The organism is Bittarella massiliensis (ex Durand et al. 2017), from assembly GCF_009876955.1.
Classification (GTDB): Bacteria; Bacillota; Clostridia; order Oscillospirales; family Ruminococcaceae; genus Bittarella; species Bittarella massiliensis.
Genome location: NZ_WWVY01000009.1, coordinates 1 through 18,406, shown reverse-complemented (window position 1 = coordinate 18,406; position 18,406 = coordinate 1). Strand labels below are relative to the sequence as shown.

Here is an 18,406-nt window from a genome sequence, read left to right as displayed (position 1 = left end):
ACATTTTTACAACTGGAAAGGCGGATGACAAATGCTCTATTCTGAAAAGGTACTGGACCACTTCTCCAACCCCCGCAACGTGGGCGAGATCGAGGACGCCGACGCCGTCGGCGAGGTGGGCAACGCCAAGTGCGGCGACATCATGAAGATGTACTTGAAGATCGACGGGGACACCATCACCGACGTGAAGTTCAAGACCTTCGGCTGCGGCGCGGCCATCGCCACCAGCTCGATCGCCACCGAGATGATCAAGGGCAAGAAGATCAGCGAGGCTCTGAAGCTCTCCAACAAGGCGGTGATCGAGGCGCTGGACGGGCTGCCCCCGGCCAAGATCCACTGTTCGGTGCTGGCCGAGCAGGCGGTGAAGGCCGCCCTGAGCGACTACTACCGCAAGCAGGGCATCGACCCGACCCCCATCGTGGGGGAGATCGGCGACTGCGAAGCCTGCCATGGCTGAGCGGATCCTGGTCGCCATGAGCGGGGGGGTGGACTCCTCCGCCTGCGTCTCCCTGTTGCAAAAGCAGGGCTATGAGGTGGGCGGGGTGGTCTTCGACATGTCCCCCGCCCACCATCAGGCGGTGGAAGACGCCCGGCTGGCGGCCGACTTCTTCGGGGTGCCCCTGACCGTCTGCAACCTGAGAGAGCGCTTTTCCCGCCAGGTCATCGACTACTTCTGCCAGAGCTACCTCTCCGGCGAGACCCCCAACCCCTGTGTCCGCTGCAACCCCACCGTCAAGTTCGCCGCCCTCTACGAGGAGATGCGCCGCGGCGGCTACGACCGGATGGCCACCGGCCACTACGCGGGGATCGTGCGCCGGGGGGAGACCTACTACTTCACCCAGGCCCAGTCGGCCCAGCGGGACCAGAGCTATATGCTCTACCGGCTGCCCCAGGAGATCATGGCCCGGCTGCTGCTCCCCCTGGCGGGGATGGAGAAGCCCCAGGTCCGCCAGTTGGCCCGGGAGGCGGGGCTCCCCACCTTCGACAAGCCCGACAGCCAGGAGAACTGCTTCATCCCCGACGGCGACTACCCCGCCTATGTGGAGGGGCGCTGCGGCCCCTCCCGCCGGGGACAGTTCATCGCCCCCGACGGCAGCCCCGCCGGGCCCCACCGGGGCATCGCCCACTACACGGTGGGCCAGCGCAAGGGGCTGGGCATCGCCCTGGGGCGGCCGGTCTTTGTCCGCGCCATCGACCCCGCCAGCGGGGACGTCCTCCTCTGCGACGCGGGGGAGGAGTACGCCGGAGAGATCCGCCTGCGGGAGGTCTGCGCCCCCGACCCGGCCCAGCTCACCGAAGGGGCGCAGGTGCTGGTGAAAATCCGCTCGGTGGCCAAACCCTGCCCCGCCACCCTGCACCCCCTGCCCGGCGGCGGGCTGACCGTCCGCTTTGCAACGCCCCAGCGGGCACCGGCCCCCGGCCAGTCGGCGGTCTTTTACCGGGACGGGCTGGTGATCGGCGGCGGGATCATCAACCGGCCCCGGCCGGAGAACGGAGGTGCTGCAGGTGGACCCCAGACAACCGCGTGAAAAGCCCTCTGCCATGAAGGTGCTGGTGATGACCGTCGGGGTGATCGTGGCCCTGGTGCTGCTGGGCTACTTCTTCGGCGGAAAATAGCCCCCTTTTTAAAGAGAGCGACCAAAAAGAGCTGTGCCCCGGGCCGACCGGCCGGGACACAGCTCTCTTTTTTTCTCGGTCCGGGAAGGGCGCTTATCCCCTCCCCCTCACCCCTCCGGGGTGTAGGGCGGGTATCCGGTGGCCGCCAGCTCCCGGTCAAAATCGGCCCGGGCGCGCTTCATGGCGTCCTCCATCGTCCCCTGCACAAAGGTGAAGGGCACCCCCAGAAAGAGGTTGTAGGGCAGCCCCCTGTCCTCGATGAGGTAGCTCTGCCCGTCCACCCAGCGGCCCTCCAGATTTTGGTGCTTGGCGCCGGAAAAGCGCTCCACCAGGGGGCGGATGTCCTCCATAAAGGCGTAGCAGCGCAGCCCCAGGGCCCAGGCGGCCCCGCACTCAAAGGCGGTGCCGGAGTCGGGCTCCTGCCCGCGGCGGAAGTCGTTCAGGTTGGCGATGATCATGTCCGAGCGGTAGATCTGGTTCATGTCGTGGGTGAAGATCTTCTTCTCCAGCTCCTCCTGCGAGTTGTCCACCGGGGTGTACTCCCGGTACTGGTCCTCCCTGGCGGGGTCGGGGGGGAAGATGCCGTCGATGCCGTAGCGGTGGCTCAACTCCACATACCCGGCGCCGATCTCCATTCCGTTGGGCCAGAACATGTCCGGCCCGGCCAGATAGGCCACCGGGCGGCGGACCACCCCATTTTTGTCTACAAACACCGGTGTGCGCCCCCTTCCTCGTCCTGCTGGATCCGCTCCAGCGCCTCCTCAAAGCCGCCCTCCACCATGGGCGCGTGGGCGGACATCATCAGGTTCAGGGGGCCGTTTTCCAGAACGATCCCCTCCTTGTCCCGCCAGCCCTTGGAGACGGTGCCCTTGTTCTGGTTTTCGGGGGCGGTGATGTCGATTTGCTCCCCCGGCTCGTCCTGGTACTTCTCCTCGGTGAACTTCTCGGCGCAGCTGCGCAGGTCGTCTAGGTAGAGGTAGATCTTCTTCCCCCAGACATAGCCCGCGCCCAGGACAAAGCAGGCCCCCGAATCGGGCTCCCAGCCGCGGAAGTTGTTCATGTCCCCCACCAGGATGTCGCAATGCTGAACGGTCTCCATCCAGACGCGAAAGTCATCCTCCACCCGCTGCCCGGCGCAGGCGGGCTCCAGCAGGGCAAAGCCCCGCGCCTCGCAGGCCCTTTGGTATCTCTGTCGCTGCTGTTCCCAATCCGGCGCATACCGCTGGGGGGTGCACAGGCAGATGGTCTGTTTGCTTGCCATTTCATCACTCCTCGATCGATTTGGCACACCACCAGTACAGGCCGATGGAACCGGTCTCCACCAGCATTGACCAATGCGTACGCCACCAGTATAGGGAGAAATCGCCGGGCTGTAAATGCGCAAAGCCCCCAAAGATAAACGGCGCTTTTGATGCCCCTCTACAAGGATCGCCCCGGGCCGTTGACAGCCCCTCTCCCCTTCGCTATACTGGGCTGGAAACCAAAAAACAGAGAGCCCCTTCCCGCTGTTGGGAAGGGGCTCTCGCTCTCTTTTCAGGCGGGGAAACCGCCCCCCACCTCCAGCACCTGGCCGGTGATGAAGGAGGCCCCCTCTCCCGCCAAAAAGAGGACCGCCTGGGCCACCTCCTCCGGCCGGCCCAACCGGCCCAAAGGGGTGGCCTCGGCCAGCTCCCGGCGGTCGGCGGGGCCGAGGTGGGCGTTCATCTCGGTGTCGATGACGCCGGGGGCCACACAGTTGACCCGCACCCCGCTGGGCCCCACCTCTTTGGCCAGGGCCTTGGTCAGGCCGATGACCCCCGCCTTGAGGGCGGAATAGGCCACCTCGCAGGAGGCCCCCTGCACCCCCCAGACCGAGGAGAGGTTGACGATGCTGCCGCCCCCGGCGCGGATCATCCCCGGCAGGGCCCGCTGGCAGCAGTAGACCGCGCCGTCCAGGTCCACCCCGCAGAGCCGCCGCCAACCCGCACTGTCCAGGTCGGTGAAAAGGCCCTGGCGGGGGGCGATGGCGGCGTTGTTGACCAGGGCCGCCACCGGGCCCAGGTCCCGCTCGACCCGCGCAAACATCTCCTCCACCGCACGGCGGTCGGAGACGTCGGCCTCCACCGCCAGCACCGCCGCACCGGCCGCCGCCAGCTCCCCCGCCAGGGCCTCGGCCACCCCGCGGCTGTGGCAGTAGTTGATGGCCACCTTCCACCCGGCGGCGGCAAAGGCCCTGGCGCAGGCGGCGCCGATGCCCCGAGAGCCGCCGGTGATGAGCGCCGTTCTCCCCATCGCGCTTCCCCTCCATCCTTTTTTCTTCAGTGTGAGTATAGCACAGCCGCCCCCTTTTGGGCAAATGCGCGCCGGCCGGCACAGCGAAGGGCTGCACCGGCCGGCGCGCAAACTGGTCAGGGGGCCTGCCCCCTCGCCCCGGAAAGGACAGAGGGGGCAGTGGCGATGGCCCCCAGCGGCCCTTTACAGCCGCACCGAGTCGCGGATCTTTACAAACTCACTCTGCTCCATGCCGAAATAGCTGCTCACCTTGATTTTCTTCTCGACGATCTCACCCTTGATCTCCTCCAGGTAATCCCGCACCTCCTAGGGGACCATCTCCTTGTAGTAGTCGTCCTCCACCAGGGCGGTGACCTCCTCTTTGACCCCCATGGTCTCCAGGGTGCCGTAGGCGAGGGTGCCCTCCACCGTGCCTTTGAGCATGTTGTACATGGCGATGTCGTTTCGCTTGAGCATGGAGGTGATGATGACGTCGGCGATCTCGGGCTTGCTGTCCAGGAAGAAGGCCCGCTGGTCCGCGTCCACGCCGATGCCCAGGGCCCCCTTCTCCTGGCAGGCCTCAAACATCCCCAGTCCGGCGGCCCCCGCCACCTGGTGCAGGATGTCGGCCTTCTGCTGGATCATCAGCAGCCCCATCTCCTTGGCCTTGGTGGCGTTGACAAAGTCGCCCACATAGGAGATGGCGATCCTGCCGTTGGGGTCGGCCCGCTTGCTGCCCTCGACAAAGCCCACCAGGAAGTCGTTGATGACGATCACCTCTGCGCCGCCCAAAAAGCCCACGATGCCGGTCTTGCTCATCTTCTGGGCCAGGACGCCCGCCAGGTAATCCCCCTCGTTCTGGGCGTAGTAGACGGCAAAGACATTGGGCATCTCCACCTGGTAGTCGGGGGGGATGTCGACGCCGATGAACTTGGTGTCGGGGAACTCCTGGTAGTGCTTCTCCACGATCTCCATGAACTCGTTGCCCGAGAAGGCCACGATGTCGTTGTTCTCCGCCGCGTCGATGACCGAGGGGTCAAACTTGGATTTGTCCGTCCCGTACTCCACCACCTTGATTTCCAGCCCAAAGTCCCGCGACGCCTTCTGAAATCCCTCCCAGGCGATGTCGTTGAAGGCCTTGTCGCCCAGCCGGTCGCAGAGGTAGGCCGCCTTGAGCGGTTTCTTCTCCTCCCCCGCGTCCCCCTTTCCACAGCCCGTCGCAAAGGCCGAAAGGCCCAGCACAGCCACCAGCAAAATCGACAGCATCTTCTTTTTCTTCACGGTACCATTCTCCTCTCTGCACCGGCTGGCCGCCGGCTCTCATCACTGTTTGGCAAACGCCTCCGCCACCTCTCTGCAGGCGCGGGGCGACAAGTCGGCGTAGGGGCCGCCGGGGGTTTTGAGACAGCTGCCGATGATAAAGCCCTGCGCCCGCCCCTTGAGCTGCCCGACGTTTTGGGCGTCCACCCCGCCGCCGATGAGCAGGGGGGCCCCCGTCGCCCGGCCGGCCGTCTCCAGCATCTCCTCGGTGCCCCGCTGGTCCTTGCCGGTGAGGATCAGCCCGTCGGCCTTGCAGCTCTGCACCGCAAAGCGGGCCATCTCCCCCAAATCGGTGTCCCCCAGGGGGTACCCCTCCCTGTCAAAGACGTCGGCGAGAATGTCCACCTCCCCGGCGCCGATCTCCCGCCGGTAGCGGACGGCGTCGTAGTAGAGCCCCTCCAACATGCCGGTCATCTTCACCATGAGGCCGCAAAACACCTTGATGCGCACATAGTCGGCGCCGGCGGCCTTGGCGATGGCGATAGGGGCCTTCCCGTCGTGGTCCAGCAGGGTCACCCCCAGGGGGATGGAGAGGGCCTTCTTGACCTCCCGCGCCAGAACGGCCATGTTGGCCACCGTGTCCGGCGAGGCGGCGCGGCCCACCGGCTCATCCCCCACGTTTTGCAGGAGGACGGAGGAAAAGCCGCTCTCCTCCAGCACCCGGGCGTTTTTCACACAGTGCTCGACGATCTCCTCCAGGCTCCGCTCTCCCCCCAGCACGCTGGTGGGAAAGGGGGGGACGTGCAGGACACCGATGGTGAAGCAGCCCTCTCTCAACTGGCTCAAAATGCTCATTTTTGCAGTTCCTCCCGGTAGGCGCTGTTGTGCAGCGTGTTGTAGTGCTCCTCCTTGGCCTCGTCGCTGGCAAAATCGCAGCTCTCGACCCCGCTCACCTTGCAGATGTGGTAGCCGAAGAGGCCCAGCAGGGCGCTGATGACTAGGGGGGTGTACCGCTCGGGCAGACCGGGGGCGTAGGTGATCCGGTGGCTGGCCTCCGCCCTGTCCAGGCCCCTCTCCGTAAAGAGGATGCTGTTGGCGCCGATAAAATTCATCTCCCGGATCAGCTCCACCGCCCGGCTGTACCCGCCGCCCTGGGGGGCGCAGATCAGGATGGAGGTGTCCGGCCCGCTGACGAAGAACTTGAGGTGGGCCCACTCCTCCAGATCCTGGGGGATGCCGTCGATCCGCTTGCCCTCCACCAGTTTGGCGGCGCCGAAGTGGGCCATCGACTGGTTGGGCCCGGCCCCCAAGACGGTGAACTGCCCGGCGTCAGCGCAGCCGGCGCAGATGTCCCGCACCCCCTGCTCGTTTTCGGCCAGGGCCTCCTCCACCGTGTCGGCGGCCCGCAGCAGCCAGGCCCGCTCCCGCCGGGCGTCCTCCTCGCTCAGGTGCCCGGTGCGCAGCCCGATCTGCAGGGCGCAGAGCTGCAGCATCAGCAGGGCCGCCGTAAAGGAGATGGTGCCGGGGGCGTACCCCAGGGAGACCACCTGGTAGCACAGGGCCCCTTCCGCCGCCCTTGCCAGGGGGCTGTCGGGATTGCCGGTGACGGCGATGACCGCCGCCCCCCTCTTCTTGGCGATCAGGGCCGACTCCACCGTCCGCGCCACCGTCCCCGAATAGCTGATGACCAGCACCAGCGACCCCTCCGGCAGATGGTCCGCCTCGTAGCGGCAGAACTCCAGCGCCTCGCAGGCCACACAGTCCACCCCGGTCAGGTCCAAAAAGGTGTAGCGGGCTGCCTGGGCGGCAAAGAGGGAGTCCCCGCACCCCACCGCGTAGATTTTCTTGAGCCCGCTCTCGGGAAGGAGATGGGCCTTCTCCCGGATGGCCGCCTCAAAGTCGGTCACCCCTTTCCGGATGACCTCCGGCGTCAGCGCCAGTTCCTCCCGCATGATGTCAATTCCTGTTGCCACTGTCTTCACCACTCCTCTTCTCTTTTAAATAGGCTTCCAACCGCCCCTCGGCGGCGCTCCCTTCGGCCTCGAACAGCCCCTGGGGGCCAAAGCTCTCCACCGCGTAGGAGGCGGAGATCGTCCCGCAGCAGGCGGCTTCCACCAACTTCCCGGTGCGCAGGAGACCCGCTGCCAGCCCCCCGCCGAAGGTGTCGCCCGCGCCGGTGGTGTCCACCGCGCGGGTGGGGCGGCAGGGCAGCCGCACAAACCGGTCCTCCGCCCGCTCGTAGAGCAGGCACCCCTCTGCCCCCCGCTTGATGACCACCGCGCCCGGACCCCAGGAGGCAAAGGTCCGCGCCGCCCCCTCAAAGTCCCGTTCCCCCTCCAGGGGGCCCAGCAGCCGCACCGCCTCCTCCTCGCTGGGGAGAAAGACGTCCACCCAGCGCAGGGCGTCCCTCACCGCCTCCCGCCGCCCGCTGGCGTCCCCCTCGTAGGGGTCCAGCAGGACCAGGGCCTCCGCGCGGTGAAAGGCCTCGGCCAGCTCCCGCTGGTTGTCGATGGGCAGGGCCGAGAGGAAGGCCGCCCGGCAGCGCCGGTAGGCGGGAGGGATGTCCTCCGCCCGGGGCGACATGGCCTCCCGGGTGCCCGGGGGCGACAGCTCGGTGAACTGCCGCCCGCCGTCGGCCTGGTAGACGGCCAGGCTGTGCAGGCTGGCCCCCGGAAAGAGGGGGACGCCCGCCAGGTCGATGCCCGCCTCCCGGCACCGCTGCAAGCTCTCGGGGGAGAAGTCGCCGGCCCGGCGGGAGAGCATCCCCACCCCAGGGCACCAGAGGCGGGCCCCCAGCGCCCCGTAGAGGGCGTCGCCCCCAATGACGTTTTTCTGCCGGCTGCCGTCGGGTAGGGAGACGTCGTCCAGCGACAGGTTGCCCGCAACCACCAGTTCACAGTTCATTCGATCCCTCCTTGTCGGTCTCTGTTTGACAGCCTTAGGATAGCACAAAAAAAAGAGAGGCCATTCGATCCTCTCATTTATATACAAAACATTTTCTATTTTTGCGCCGGATGTGTATTATTTCACCGGCGGGCCGATGGGCGGGTCGAACAGGGCCCAGTACTGCTCCGCCAGCTTGCGCAAAACCAGCATCACCGGCACCCGGTCGGACACCTCGTAGCCCTCGATCTCCATCTTCTGGGTGTAGCAGTAGAGGCGGCAATCCGCCATCTGCGCCAGGGTGTTGCGGCAGAGGGAGGTCAGGCTCACGCAGTAGGCCCCCCGCGCCTTGGCCATCTGCACCGCCTTGATCAGCTGGTCGGTCTCCCCCGACACGCTGATGACAAAGACCAGGTCCCCCGGCTCGGCGTGGTCGGCGCTGTAATACATGTCGTGCCGGTAGTCAAAGGACTCGGCCGTCTTCCCTGTGCACTTGAGGTAGTGGGCCATGGTCTCGCAGAAGGGGTTGGTGTTGCCGATGCCGTAAAAATAGACCCGCCGCACCCGCTTCAGCCGCCGCGCCACTGCGGCCATCTGGCCCTCGTCGAGCATCTCCAGCGTCTTTTGGATGTTGATGGGCACCTCCACCCTGCCGGCCGGGGCGTCATACTCCGCCCGCAGGGCCACCTTGAGTTCGGCAAAGCCGGTGTAGTGCAGCTTTTTGGCAAAGCGGACCAGGGTGTTGGGGACGGTGTAGAGGGCCGCGGCCAGCTTTTGGATGGAGAGTCGCTCCAGCTCTCCCCGGTGCTGCCGCAGGTAGTCGGCAATGGCGTCGTCGGTGTCGTTCAAACTGTCCTCATAGGCGATCAGCCGCTCGGCAAAGGTCACCCTTCATCCCTCCCTTTTGGGTCGTCGTTTTTTCTATTGTATCTGAATTCCCGGCAAAAAACAAATCGCACCGGCGCGAATGCGGGGACGAAAAAAGCGCCCCGGGCCGGTGGGCCGGGGCGCGAACAGCTAGAGTTCCTGCGAGGGGGGGACCGAGTGGTCGGTGTAGAGGGGCACCCCGGTGATCCGCGCCAGGGCGCGGGTGGGGCGGCCGGGGGCCGGCATCTGGTGGGGCGGCTCAAAGCCGGAGAGGTGGACCATCTCAAAGTCGTCGTTGTGGCGGCGGTTGTAGAGAAACAGGCTCTGCAAAGCCGGATTTTCGCCGGTGTAGTAGAGCTTGTCCAGCACCAGGTTCCAGTCGTAGTCGGGGATGTAGTGGCGCAGGGCCAGCCGCGGGAAGAGGAGGGAGAGGGCCCGGTAGACCCGGTCGCGCCAACTGTGTTGGTAGGGGAGAACGTAGGTGAAGCGGTACTCCCGCTCGCCGCTCTGGACGGGCTTTTCCCCGCGGGCGGGGCGCTGGAGCAAAAAGGCCACCTTGACCCCCGCCCCGGCGAAGATGGGGCTTCTCTCCAGCAGGTCCTGCGCCCGCTCCCGGGAGACGCCGGAAATGGCCACCGTCGGTTTCCCCCGCTTGACAAAGGCGGAGTACTTCTTCTCCAGGTGGATGAGCATGTTGCCCGCATAGCCCATGAACATCCAAAAGATGGCGGTGGTGAAGTCGATGTGAAAGACCAGGGCCTTTTCGGCAAAGGCGTAGATGCCGTAACTGAGGATAAAGGCCATGACGTAGGGCAGCACCCCCCGGTCAAACTTGCGGTATTTGCGGTTGAACACCCCGTTGAGGATGGACCAGAGGTAGCTGACAAAAAAGGTGCAGCAGCAGGCAAAGCCCACCACCCCGGTGCCCACCAGGATGGTCAGGTAGGCGTTGTGCAGGTCGGGGAAGCGCAGCCCGTCCTCCAGGTAGCGGTCCCCCGCCGTCTCGATGTTGGCCGGGCCCACCCCGAAGAGGGGCTTGTGGGTAAAGATCTCCAGCCCCTGCTTGACCAGCACGTCCCGCCCGCTGCCCAGGGGCCGCTCGCTGCCGCCCAGCACCACCACCCAGTCGTCGGTGTCCTGCACGCTGACCTCGTTGAGCAGCTCCTCGTTCTCGGTCATGGTGTACATGATGGCGTCGGCCGTCCCGTCCTGCACCGCGGTGCGGGTAAAGAAGATGCCCCCGCAGATGAGCACGGCGGCCAGCAGGAAAAAGACAGACTGGCGGCCCACGGTCTTCCAGTTGATCTCCTTGAGGTAGCTGATGCGCAGCCCGCAGGCCAGCATCACCCCATAGCCTCCCAGCAGCACCAGGGCGGCGTTGCTGTCGGTGAACCAGAGGGAGACCAGGTTGACGGGGATGGAGAGCCAGAGGAAGGCCTTGGCCACCTTCCGCATCTTCTGTTTGCGGCGGTGGTCGATGGTCAGGAGCATCTGGGCGCAGACAATGCTCAAGGCGTTGAGGAAACCGGCGTAGTTGGGGTTGGTGAAGATGCCGTAAAAGCGCCCCTCAAAAAAGCCGAAGTGGTAGCCGTCGATGGTGATGCTGAGCCGGTAGGTGACAAAGAGGGCCCCCGCCAGGGTGATGGCGGTCACCAGCAGCACGATGATTTTTAGGAGGATGCGCAGTTCCCGCTGGGCCTTGTGATAGTCCATCAGGCTGGTGCAGCCGAAAAAGACCACAAAGTAGAGGGCGGAGTACCCCAGGGTGAAGAAGTTGAAGAGCAGGTTGTCCCGCCAGTTGAGGAGCACCGAGAGCAGCGAGGCCAGCATGAACAGACCAAAGGTGAACCAGTGGCGCATCTGAAAGTAGAGGCGCTTGATGAACACCACGTTGACAAAGACGCAGATCGCCCAGATCCCCAAGACCAGGTTGACGGGGTTGAAGATGCGGTCGTAGAAGTTGACATAGTAGAAGATGGTGGCGGCCAAAAAGGCCACGCGAAAAACGCCGGCGTTGCCCAGCGTCTTGTCAAAGAGATGATATGCTTTTTTGAGCGGAGCGCTCAACTCATCACTTCCCGTCCCCCTGCACAAAGGGGGCATTTCTCTTCTCTTCAAAGTACTCCCATTATACGGCCTGGGCCATTTTGTTGTCAAATTTCGCCCTTCTTTTTGCCGGTCCCGCTCTTCCGCCCCCCGTCCCGCTGCCGGGCGGCGGGCAGCACCTCCTGCCGGATATAGGAAAAGACCGCTTCCTCCCCCTCGTCCTTCAGCCGGCAAAGCAGGTCTTCCAGCAGGGCCCGGGTCTCGGGATGGAGGATGTAGTGGGGCTTGGAGCGCTGGTAGTAGTCCCAGGGGTCTCGGTCCACATAGGCCTCTTTGCGGTAGGTGCGGCTGGCGGCGATGCGGTCGCAGAACATCTCCACCACATACCGCACCGGCATCTTCATCCCTGCCAGGGCGTGGTCGCCCTCGGGGGAGTAGTCGATCCAGTATTCCAGGTGGTGCTTGTTGCGGCCCTTGTGGTGCAGCCAAGCCGAACTGTACCCCCGGTCCTGCCGCTCGGCGTCGTTGGGGCTGCGGTTGCCCTGAAAGTAGCGGGCCCCCACCCAAAACTCGGCGGGGCTGTATTTGGAGAGGTCGTGCAGCAGGCCCTGCCGGTAGAGCCCCACCTTGAAGCAGTACCGGCGCACCAGTTTTTTGTGGTGGTTGACCGTCTTTAAATGGGAGAGCCACTTCACGGCCCTCACCCCTTTCGCGCTGTAAAATCGGGCGGCGGGGGCCTCCCCCTTTTCCGCCTTTCCCCATCATATCGGATTGGCCGGGATTTGACAACTGAAAAATCACCCCAAAGGCCCCTTCTCCGAGGGGCGGCTGCGGCGGTCGCGCGCCCCGCGCATTTTCAAAGCAAAATGAAATGCACATTCCCTTCTCATTTGAGGGCGCGGTCCGGCTTAGGAGGCGGCCCCAATAGGGCCTGAAGAAAAGAGCCTCTGCGGAGGGGCCAACCCGGTGGGAGACTGCGTTCACGGATGAATTGCAGTGGGGTACAAGCCGGCAAAAGCCCCGTCCTTTCTGTATGGTCTCACGGCGCTTCTACCAGGTCGACAGAGGCCTGTGCAAAGGCCCTCCCGCCTGCAACGAGAACAGATTTGGGGAAAGCGCTTGGGAGGGGAGGCAGCAACTCGCCCCTTTGGGAATCCAGCCGATGGAGGCCTCCCCTCCCTGCGGGAAAAGACAGGCTGCCGAACGCGCACCGAAGGGGCCTGTACAGGCCCCTTCAGCAATAGCAAAGAGCGAATGGGGAAGACACCGCCCTTCTGTGCGTCCCCTTTTTGGCGATCCCAGCGCAGGGCAGCCTCCAACCGGAAGGCTCCCCCCTCTTCTCCCTGCCGGTCTTTCATCAAAGCAGGTAGGGAACTGGAAAACAGCCGCTATTTCTGCACCCCGTACTGCTCCATCTGGGCCTCGTGCTCCTCCAGTGTTTTGGAGTAGTGGTTTTGGTTGTCGTTCCCGAAGAAGAAATAGAGGTACTCGCTGGAGCTGGGGTTCTGGGCGGCGGCAATGGCCCGGGCGCCGGGGTTGCAGATGGGGCCGGCGGGCAGCCCCTTGCACTTATAGGTGTTGTAGAGGGGGGCGAACTTGCTCTGATTTGCCACCAGAGAGTTGCCGGTGATGTAGTTGTTGACATACTCCCGGGTGGGGTCGGAGTCCAGCCGCATCCCGGCGGCCAGCCGGTTGTGAAAGACCGAGGAGACCATCTTCATCTGCTCGGTGCTGCGGGTCTCCCGCTCAATGATGGAGGCCAAAATCAGGGTCTTTTCAGAGGGCATCCCCGACTTGGCGGCGTAGTTGTTGAGCATCTTGCGCAGAACCGACTCGGCGTCCTCCCCCTGGTAGAACTCGTAGGTGTCGGGGAAGAGGTAGCCCTCCATCTTAAAGGCGCGGTCGGAGGTGGAGGGGACGGTGAAGGACTTGACGGTGTAATTCTGGGCGGTGTTGTAAAAATCCGCCGCCGTGCAGACCCCTTTTTTCTCAAGGGTATTGGCGATCTGCATGAAGGTGCTGCCCTCGGGCACGGTGACCCGCACCGTCTGGCGGGGCTGGCTGCCCTCGCCAGAGCCCTCCTCTCCCTCTTCGCCGGAACCGCCGGTCTCCTGGGCAGCCTTCTCGGCAGCCTCCTTCTCCTCCTGGGCGGCAATGGCCTTGGGGGAGAGGGTCCCCTCCTCTTCGTCGGAGAAGAGGGCGGCGCTCTCCACAAAGGTGGCGCCGGCAGTGGGCGCCGCTGCCTCTGCCTTTTTGCAGCCCGCCAAAAGGGTGAGGCAGACCAGGGCTGCCAGGAGGGCCTTCCAATACGCGTGTTTCATCGTCACTTCCCCTTTTTCGACTATTTTGCTTATTATAATACATTCTCCGACAAATGAAAAGCTGCAGAGGGGTCGTTCATGGAGGCGAGGAGCGCCCTTGACCGCGTTTTTTTGATAGCATTTTGATAACATCTATGTTCTATTTCACTCTACTCTGCGCTATTTTCCATCCCTTTTGTATTTTTACACACAACAAAAAACACCCACAAATCGCTTAACAATGCGGTTTGTGGGTGTTTTCTTTGGAGCTGCTAGGCGGATTCGAACCGCCGACCTCGTCCTTACCAAGGACGCGCTCTGCCGACTGAGCCATAGCAGCATACGTGGCAGGGGCAGAAGGATTTGAACCCTCGGCACGTGGTTTTGGAGACCACTGCTCTACCAACTGAGCTATACCCCTAAATGGTCATATTGGTGGGCCTTCAGGGACTCGAACCCCGGACCGACCGGTTATGAGCCGGCTGCTCTAACCAACTGAGCTAAAGGCCCTTCTGGCTCCCCCTGCCCGGCTCGAACGGGCGACCCTGCGGTTAACAGCCGCATGCTCTACCAACTGAGCTAAGGAGGAATATTTGTGTCGGCATCGCCCTATTTTCCCAGGCAGCTTCCCGCCAAGTATCTTCAGCGCTGCGTAGCTTAACTTCCGTGTTCGGGATGGGAACGGGTGGATCCTACGCGCCATCAACACCGACTTCGCCAATTGCTCTGCAAGTGGCCTTGACATCTGCCTCAAAGTCCACTGGACTTTGTCTTTGCTTTCGCAAAGCACGGCATCTGTCTGTATATAATGAACAGCTTTCGCCGTCATTATTCCTGGTGACCCGTGGGGGAATCGAACCCCCGTTACCGGCGTGAGAGGCCGGTGTCTTAACCGCTTGACCAACGGGCCAAATCAATTGCAGAGCAATTGATTCTGACATTTTCCTCAAAGTCCCAAGGACTTTGATTTTGCTTCGCAAAATACGAAAAATGTCCCCGTCAACTCACTCTACAATCGCCGCCGTTTGCACGGCCTTTTGGTGCACCATCAGGGACTCGAACCCGGGACCCACTGATTAAGAGTCAGTTGCTCTACCAACTGAGCTAATGGTGCCTAAACAAACTGCTTCGCAGCCCGCCGAACTTCCGCCCGGCTTCTTCTGCAAAAATACAGCTTGAAAACTGAATAAAGGGGAATAGACTGAATGAGAACTGCTTCACAAGGTCAAGCCCTCGACCGATTAGTACTGCCCAGCTCAACACGTCACCGTGCGTACACCTGCAGCCTATCTACCTCGTAGTCTTCAAGGGGTCTTACCTGATTGACTCAGTGGGATATCTTATCTTGAGGTCGGCTTCACGCTTAGATGCTTTCAGCGTTTATCCGTTCCGCACTTAGCTGCCCAGCTGTGCCACTGGCGTGACAACTGGTGCACCAGAGGTGCGTCCATCCCGGTCCTCTCGTACTAGGGACAGCTCCTCTCAAATATCCTGCGCCCACGACAGATAGGGACCGAACTGTCTCACGACGTTCTGAACCCAGCTCGCGTACCGCTTTAATTGGCGAACAGCCAAACCCTTGGGACCGAATTCAGCCCCAGGATGCGATGAGCCGACATCGAGGTGCCAAACCTCCCCGTCGATGTGGACTCTTGGGGGAGATCAGCCTGTTATCCCCAGGGTAGCTTTTATCCGTTGAGCGACGGCATTTCCACTCACATACCGCCGGATCACTAACTCCAACTTTCGTTCCTGCTCGACTTGTCAGTCTCGCAGTCAGGCTGGCTTGTGCGTTTACACTCTCTGGCATGGTTTCCGTCCATGCTGAGCCAACCTTTGAGCGCCTCCGATACCTTTTAGGAGGCGACCGCCCCAGTCAAACTGCCCACCTGACAATGTCCTCCGGCCGGTTTCACGGCCGCAAGTTAGAATTCCAGCACTACAAGAGTGGTATCCCAAGGTCGACTCCACCAAAGCTGACGCCTTGGCTTCCCAGTCTCCCACCTATCCTGTACATGTAATACCGAAATCCAATATCAGGCTGCAGTAAAGCTCCATGGGGTCTTTCCGTCTTGTCGCGGGTAACCGGCATCTTCACCGGTACTACAATTTCGCCGGGCGGGTTGTTGAGACAGTAACCAGATCGTTACACCATTCGTGCGGGTCGGAACTTACCCGACAAGGAATTTCGCTACCTTAGGACCGTTATAGTTACGGCCGCCGTTCACTGGGGCTTCGGGTCAAAGCTTGCACTCATCTCCTTAACCTTCCAGCACCGGGCAGGTGTCAGCCCCTATACTTCATCTTTCGATTTAGCAGAGACCTGTGTTTTTGCTAAACAGTCGCCTGGCTCTATTCTCTGCGGCTCATGTTTCCATGAGCACCCCTTATCCCTAAGTTACGGGGTCAATTTGCCGAGTTCCTTAACAACCCTTCTCCCGTTGGCCTTAGAATCTTCTTCCTACCTACCTGTGTCGGTTTGCGGTACGGGCACCTCAGTTATTCCCAGAGCTTTTCTCGCCTCCGTCCAAGCATGCTTCCCTACTAAATTTCAGTCCCTTACGCCCGGGTCTACCATCGCCCGGGTCATGCCCTTTCAGAGTGTCCCTCTGCTTAAAACTTTCGGTGGTTACGGAATCTCTACCGTATGTGCATCGGCTACGCCTTTCGGCCTCACCTTAGCTCCCGACTAACTTGGAGCGGACGAACCTTCCTCCAAAAACCTTAGGCTTTCGGCCATCATGATTCTCACATGATTCGCGCTACTCATTCCGGCATTCTCACTCCCATGCAGTCCACCACCGCTTCCGCTATGGCTTCACCCCGCATGCGACGCTCCCCTACCCATCATCTTACGACGATGCCCAAGCTTCGGTACAGGTTTTAGCCCCGTTACATTTTCGGCGCAGGGGCACTCGACTAGTGAGCTATTACGCACTCTTTTAATGTATGGCTGCTTCTAAGCCAACATCCTAGTTGTCTGTGCACCCCCACATCCTTTTCCACTTAAACCTGTTTGGGGACCTTAGCTGTGGGTCTGGGCTGTTTCCCTCTTGACTATGAAACTTATCTCCCATAGTCTGACTCCTGCGCATCGATTTTCCGGCATTCTTAGTTTGATAGGGTTCAGTAACCTCTCGGCCCCTAGCCCATTCAGTGCTTTACCTCCGGAAATCTAACGCAAGGCTAGCCCTAAAGCTATTTCGGGGAGAACCAGCTATATCCGGGTTCGATTAGAATTTCTCCGCTATCCACACCTCATCCGCCACTTTTTCAACAGGGGTCGGTTCGGTCCTCCATTGGGTCTTACCCCAACTTCAACCTGGACATGGATAGGTCACCCGGTTTCGGGTCATATACATGCAACTAATTCGCCCTATTCAGACTCGGTTTCCCTGCGGCTTCAGGCCTTAAGCCCTTAACCTCGCTGCATACATACACTCGCCGGACCGTTCTACAAAAAGTACCATATCACACTTTGACGTGCTCTATGTGCTTGTAGGCACAGGGTTTCAGGTTCTATTTCACTCCCCTCCCGGGGTTCTTTTCACCTTTCCTTCACAGTACTATACGCTATCGGTCACCAGGTAGTATTTAGGCTTGGAGGGTGGTCCCCCCGGCTTCCCACGGGATTCCTCGTGTCCCGCGGTACTCTGGATCCTGCTCGGTGCGCTCGCTTTTCAGATACGGGGCTCTCACCCTCTCTGGCCGGCCTTCCCATGCCGTTCTCTTAAACTCGCACAATCCTAAATGCAGTCCACAACCCCAGAGGTATTTCTACCCCTGGTTTGGCCTCTTCCGATTTCGCTCGCCACTACTTTCGGAATCTCGTTTGATTTCTCTTCCTCGCCCTACTTAGATGTTTCAGTTCAGGCGGTTCACCTCCTGCACCTATGTATTCAGTACAGGATACCTAGACATGACTCTAGGTGGGTTGCCCCATTCGGACATCCGCGGATCAATACTTATTTGCAGCTCCCCGCGGCTTTTCGCAGCTTATCGCGTCCTTCATCGTCTCCTGGTGCCAAGGCATTCGCCCTGCGCCCTTCTTAGCTTGACCTTTTTTCTTCGGCTGTTCTCTCGACATAAATTGTAGTGTACCATAGAATTTCTTCCATGTTACCCTTTAGATTTCTATCGCAGTCTATTGCTTTATTCAGTTTTCAAGGTGCATTTTTGCTCCAGGTCCCTTGTCTTTGCCCGGTTTCCCAGGCCGTGGTGGGCTCAAGTGGACTCGAACCACCGACCTCACGCTTATCAGGCGTGCGCTCTAACCACCTGAGCTATGAGCCCATACTCAAGGGCGCTCCGCTTTCCTAGAAGTCAGTACTCCTTGTCCCTCCCACGATCACCTCTCGGCTCTCGCGTCCACCAGTGGTGGAGATGAGGAGGCTCGAACTCCTGACCCCCTGCGTGCAAGGCAGGTGCTCTCCCAGCTGAGCTACACCCCCGTCTTCAACAAGGTTCCTCTTGCTTGAAAGCCTGTCTTCACAGACCTTCAAAATTGAACAATACTTAAAGCTCAAACGTCCCTCTCTTCCTTAGAAAGGAGGTGATCCAGCCGCACCTTCCGATACGGCTACCTTGTTACGACTTCACCCCAATCACCAGCCCCACCTTCGGCAGCGTCCCCCTTGCGGTTAGACTACTGACTTCGGGTGTTACCGGCTCTCATGGTGTGACGGGCGGTGTGTACAAGGCCCGGGAACGTATTCACCGCGGCATGCTGATCCGCGATTACTAGCAATTCCGACTTCATGCAGGCGAGTTGCAGCCTGCAATCCGAACTGAGACCGCTTTTATAGATTCGCTCCACCTCGCGGTTTCGCTGCTCGTTGTTTGCGGCCATTGTAGTACGTGTGTAGCCCAGGTCATAAAGGGCATGATGATTTGACGTCATCCCCACCTTCCTCCGTTTTGTCAACGGCAGTCCCGTTAGAGTGCTCTTGCGTAGCAACTAACAGTAAGGGTTGCGCTCGTTGCGGGACTTAACCCAACATCTCACGACACGAGCTGACGACAACCATGCACCACCTGTCTTACCGTCCCCGAAGGGAACTCCCAATCTCTTGGGATAGCGATAGATGTCAAGACCTGGTAAGGTTTTTCGCGTTGCTTCGAATTAAACCACATACTCCACTGCTTGTGCGGGCCCCCGTCAATTCCTTTGAGTTTCAACCTTG

13 protein-coding genes, 8 tRNA genes and 3 rRNA genes are annotated in these 18,406 nt (G+C 61.4%); 2 read left to right on the top strand and 22 right to left on the bottom strand.

The window, feature by feature from the left end:
• Positions 1-31 precede the first annotated feature (31 nt).
• Positions 32-457: a Fe-S cluster assembly scaffold protein NifU gene (gene nifU, locus GT748_RS10375; protein ID WP_021660233.1), complete on the top strand. Its 426-nt coding sequence runs from the start codon at positions 32-34 to the stop codon at positions 455-457.
• The gene (gene mnmA / locus GT748_RS10370; protein ID WP_021660234.1) at positions 450-1,529 is read left to right on the top strand and encodes a tRNA 2-thiouridine(34) synthase MnmA; all 1,080 of its coding nucleotides are present in this window, start codon (positions 450-452) and stop codon (positions 1,527-1,529) included. The genes nifU and mnmA overlap by 8 nt, the downstream gene beginning before the upstream one ends.
• 195 nt (positions 1,530-1,724) lie before the next feature.
• Here the strand turns inward: mnmA and GT748_RS10365 are convergent, their stop codons facing one another.
• From GT748_RS10365 to GT748_RS10260, 22 genes are all read right to left on the bottom strand, one after another.
• Entirely contained in the window at positions 1,725-2,330 is a 606-nt protein-coding gene (locus tag GT748_RS10365; RefSeq protein ID WP_021660235.1) for a nucleoside 2-deoxyribosyltransferase, read from the bottom strand.
• Positions 2,321-2,878 (bottom strand): nucleoside 2-deoxyribosyltransferase, encoded by a 558-nt coding sequence (locus GT748_RS10360; protein WP_021660236.1) that lies wholly within the window; start codon positions 2,876-2,878, stop codon positions 2,321-2,323. The genes GT748_RS10365 and GT748_RS10360 overlap by 10 nt, the downstream gene beginning before the upstream one ends.
• A gap of 272 nt (positions 2,879-3,150) precedes the next feature.
• A complete protein-coding gene (gene ymfI, locus GT748_RS10355) occupies positions 3,151-3,888 on the bottom strand; it encodes an elongation factor P 5-aminopentanone reductase (RefSeq protein WP_073260880.1) in 738 nt (245 codons plus the stop codon).
• A 306-nt stretch (positions 3,889-4,194) separates the two neighbouring features.
• Positions 4,195-5,148 carry a BMP family ABC transporter substrate-binding protein gene (locus GT748_RS10350; protein WP_161213612.1) on the bottom strand — a complete coding sequence of 318 codons (954 nt, stop codon included), beginning with the start codon at positions 5,146-5,148 and terminating at the stop codon, positions 4,195-4,197.
• 42 nt (positions 5,149-5,190) lie between these two features.
• On the bottom strand, positions 5,191-5,982 hold the full coding sequence (locus GT748_RS10345) for a BtpA/SgcQ family protein (RefSeq protein WP_161213611.1): 792 nt from the start codon (positions 5,980-5,982) through the stop codon (positions 5,191-5,193).
• Positions 5,979-7,100, bottom strand: coding sequence for an SIS domain-containing protein (locus GT748_RS10340; RefSeq protein ID WP_143161529.1), 1,122 nt, complete (start codon positions 7,098-7,100; stop codon positions 5,979-5,981). Before GT748_RS10340 ends, GT748_RS10345 begins: the two co-directional genes overlap by 4 nt.
• On the bottom strand, positions 7,084-8,031 hold the full coding sequence (locus GT748_RS10335; protein ID WP_021659283.1) for a carbohydrate kinase family protein: 948 nt from the start codon (positions 8,029-8,031) through the stop codon (positions 7,084-7,086). Before GT748_RS10335 ends, GT748_RS10340 begins: the two co-directional genes overlap by 17 nt.
• Before the next feature lie 117 nt (positions 8,032-8,148).
• Entirely contained in the window at positions 8,149-8,898 is a 750-nt protein-coding gene (locus tag GT748_RS10330) for a MurR/RpiR family transcriptional regulator (RefSeq protein WP_021659284.1), read from the bottom strand.
• Between the two features lie 129 nt (positions 8,899-9,027).
• Positions 9,028-10,944 carry an O-antigen ligase family protein gene (locus GT748_RS10325; protein ID WP_161213610.1) on the bottom strand — a complete coding sequence of 639 codons (1,917 nt, stop codon included), beginning with the start codon at positions 10,942-10,944 and terminating at the stop codon, positions 9,028-9,030.
• An 86-nt stretch (positions 10,945-11,030) separates the two neighbouring features.
• The gene (locus GT748_RS10320) at positions 11,031-11,618 is read right to left on the bottom strand and encodes a DUF5662 family protein (protein WP_044992437.1); all 588 of its coding nucleotides are present in this window, start codon (positions 11,616-11,618) and stop codon (positions 11,031-11,033) included.
• A 693-nt stretch (positions 11,619-12,311) separates the two neighbouring features.
• Positions 12,312-13,244, bottom strand: a complete 933-nt coding sequence (mltG, locus tag GT748_RS10315) for an endolytic transglycosylase MltG (RefSeq protein ID WP_021659287.1) — start codon at positions 13,242-13,244, stop codon at positions 12,312-12,314.
• Between the two features lie 243 nt (positions 13,245-13,487).
• Positions 13,488-13,563: transfer RNA gene (locus GT748_RS10310), tRNA-Thr, on the bottom strand.
• Positions 13,564-13,568: 5 nt separating this feature from the next.
• A tRNA-Trp gene (locus GT748_RS10305) sits at positions 13,569-13,644 on the bottom strand.
• A 12-nt stretch (positions 13,645-13,656) separates the two neighbouring features.
• Positions 13,657-13,733: transfer RNA gene (locus tag GT748_RS10300), tRNA-Ile, on the bottom strand.
• A gap of 3 nt (positions 13,734-13,736) precedes the next feature.
• Positions 13,737-13,812 (bottom strand) — tRNA-Asn (locus tag GT748_RS10295).
• 7 nt (positions 13,813-13,819) lie between these two features.
• A 5S ribosomal RNA gene (gene rrf, locus GT748_RS10290) occupies positions 13,820-13,936 on the bottom strand.
• A 122-nt stretch (positions 13,937-14,058) separates the two neighbouring features.
• Positions 14,059-14,133 (bottom strand) — tRNA-Glu (locus tag GT748_RS10285).
• A gap of 128 nt (positions 14,134-14,261) precedes the next feature.
• Positions 14,262-14,337: transfer RNA gene (locus tag GT748_RS10280), tRNA-Lys, on the bottom strand.
• Positions 14,338-14,444: 107 nt separating this feature from the next.
• Positions 14,445-17,283 (bottom strand): 23S ribosomal RNA (locus GT748_RS10275).
• A 156-nt stretch (positions 17,284-17,439) separates the two neighbouring features.
• A tRNA-Ile gene (locus GT748_RS10270) sits at positions 17,440-17,516 on the bottom strand.
• A gap of 82 nt (positions 17,517-17,598) precedes the next feature.
• A tRNA-Ala gene (locus tag GT748_RS10265) sits at positions 17,599-17,674 on the bottom strand.
• 94 nt (positions 17,675-17,768) lie between these two features.
• A 16S ribosomal RNA gene (locus tag GT748_RS10260) occupies positions 17,769-18,406 on the bottom strand; the annotation flags it as partial.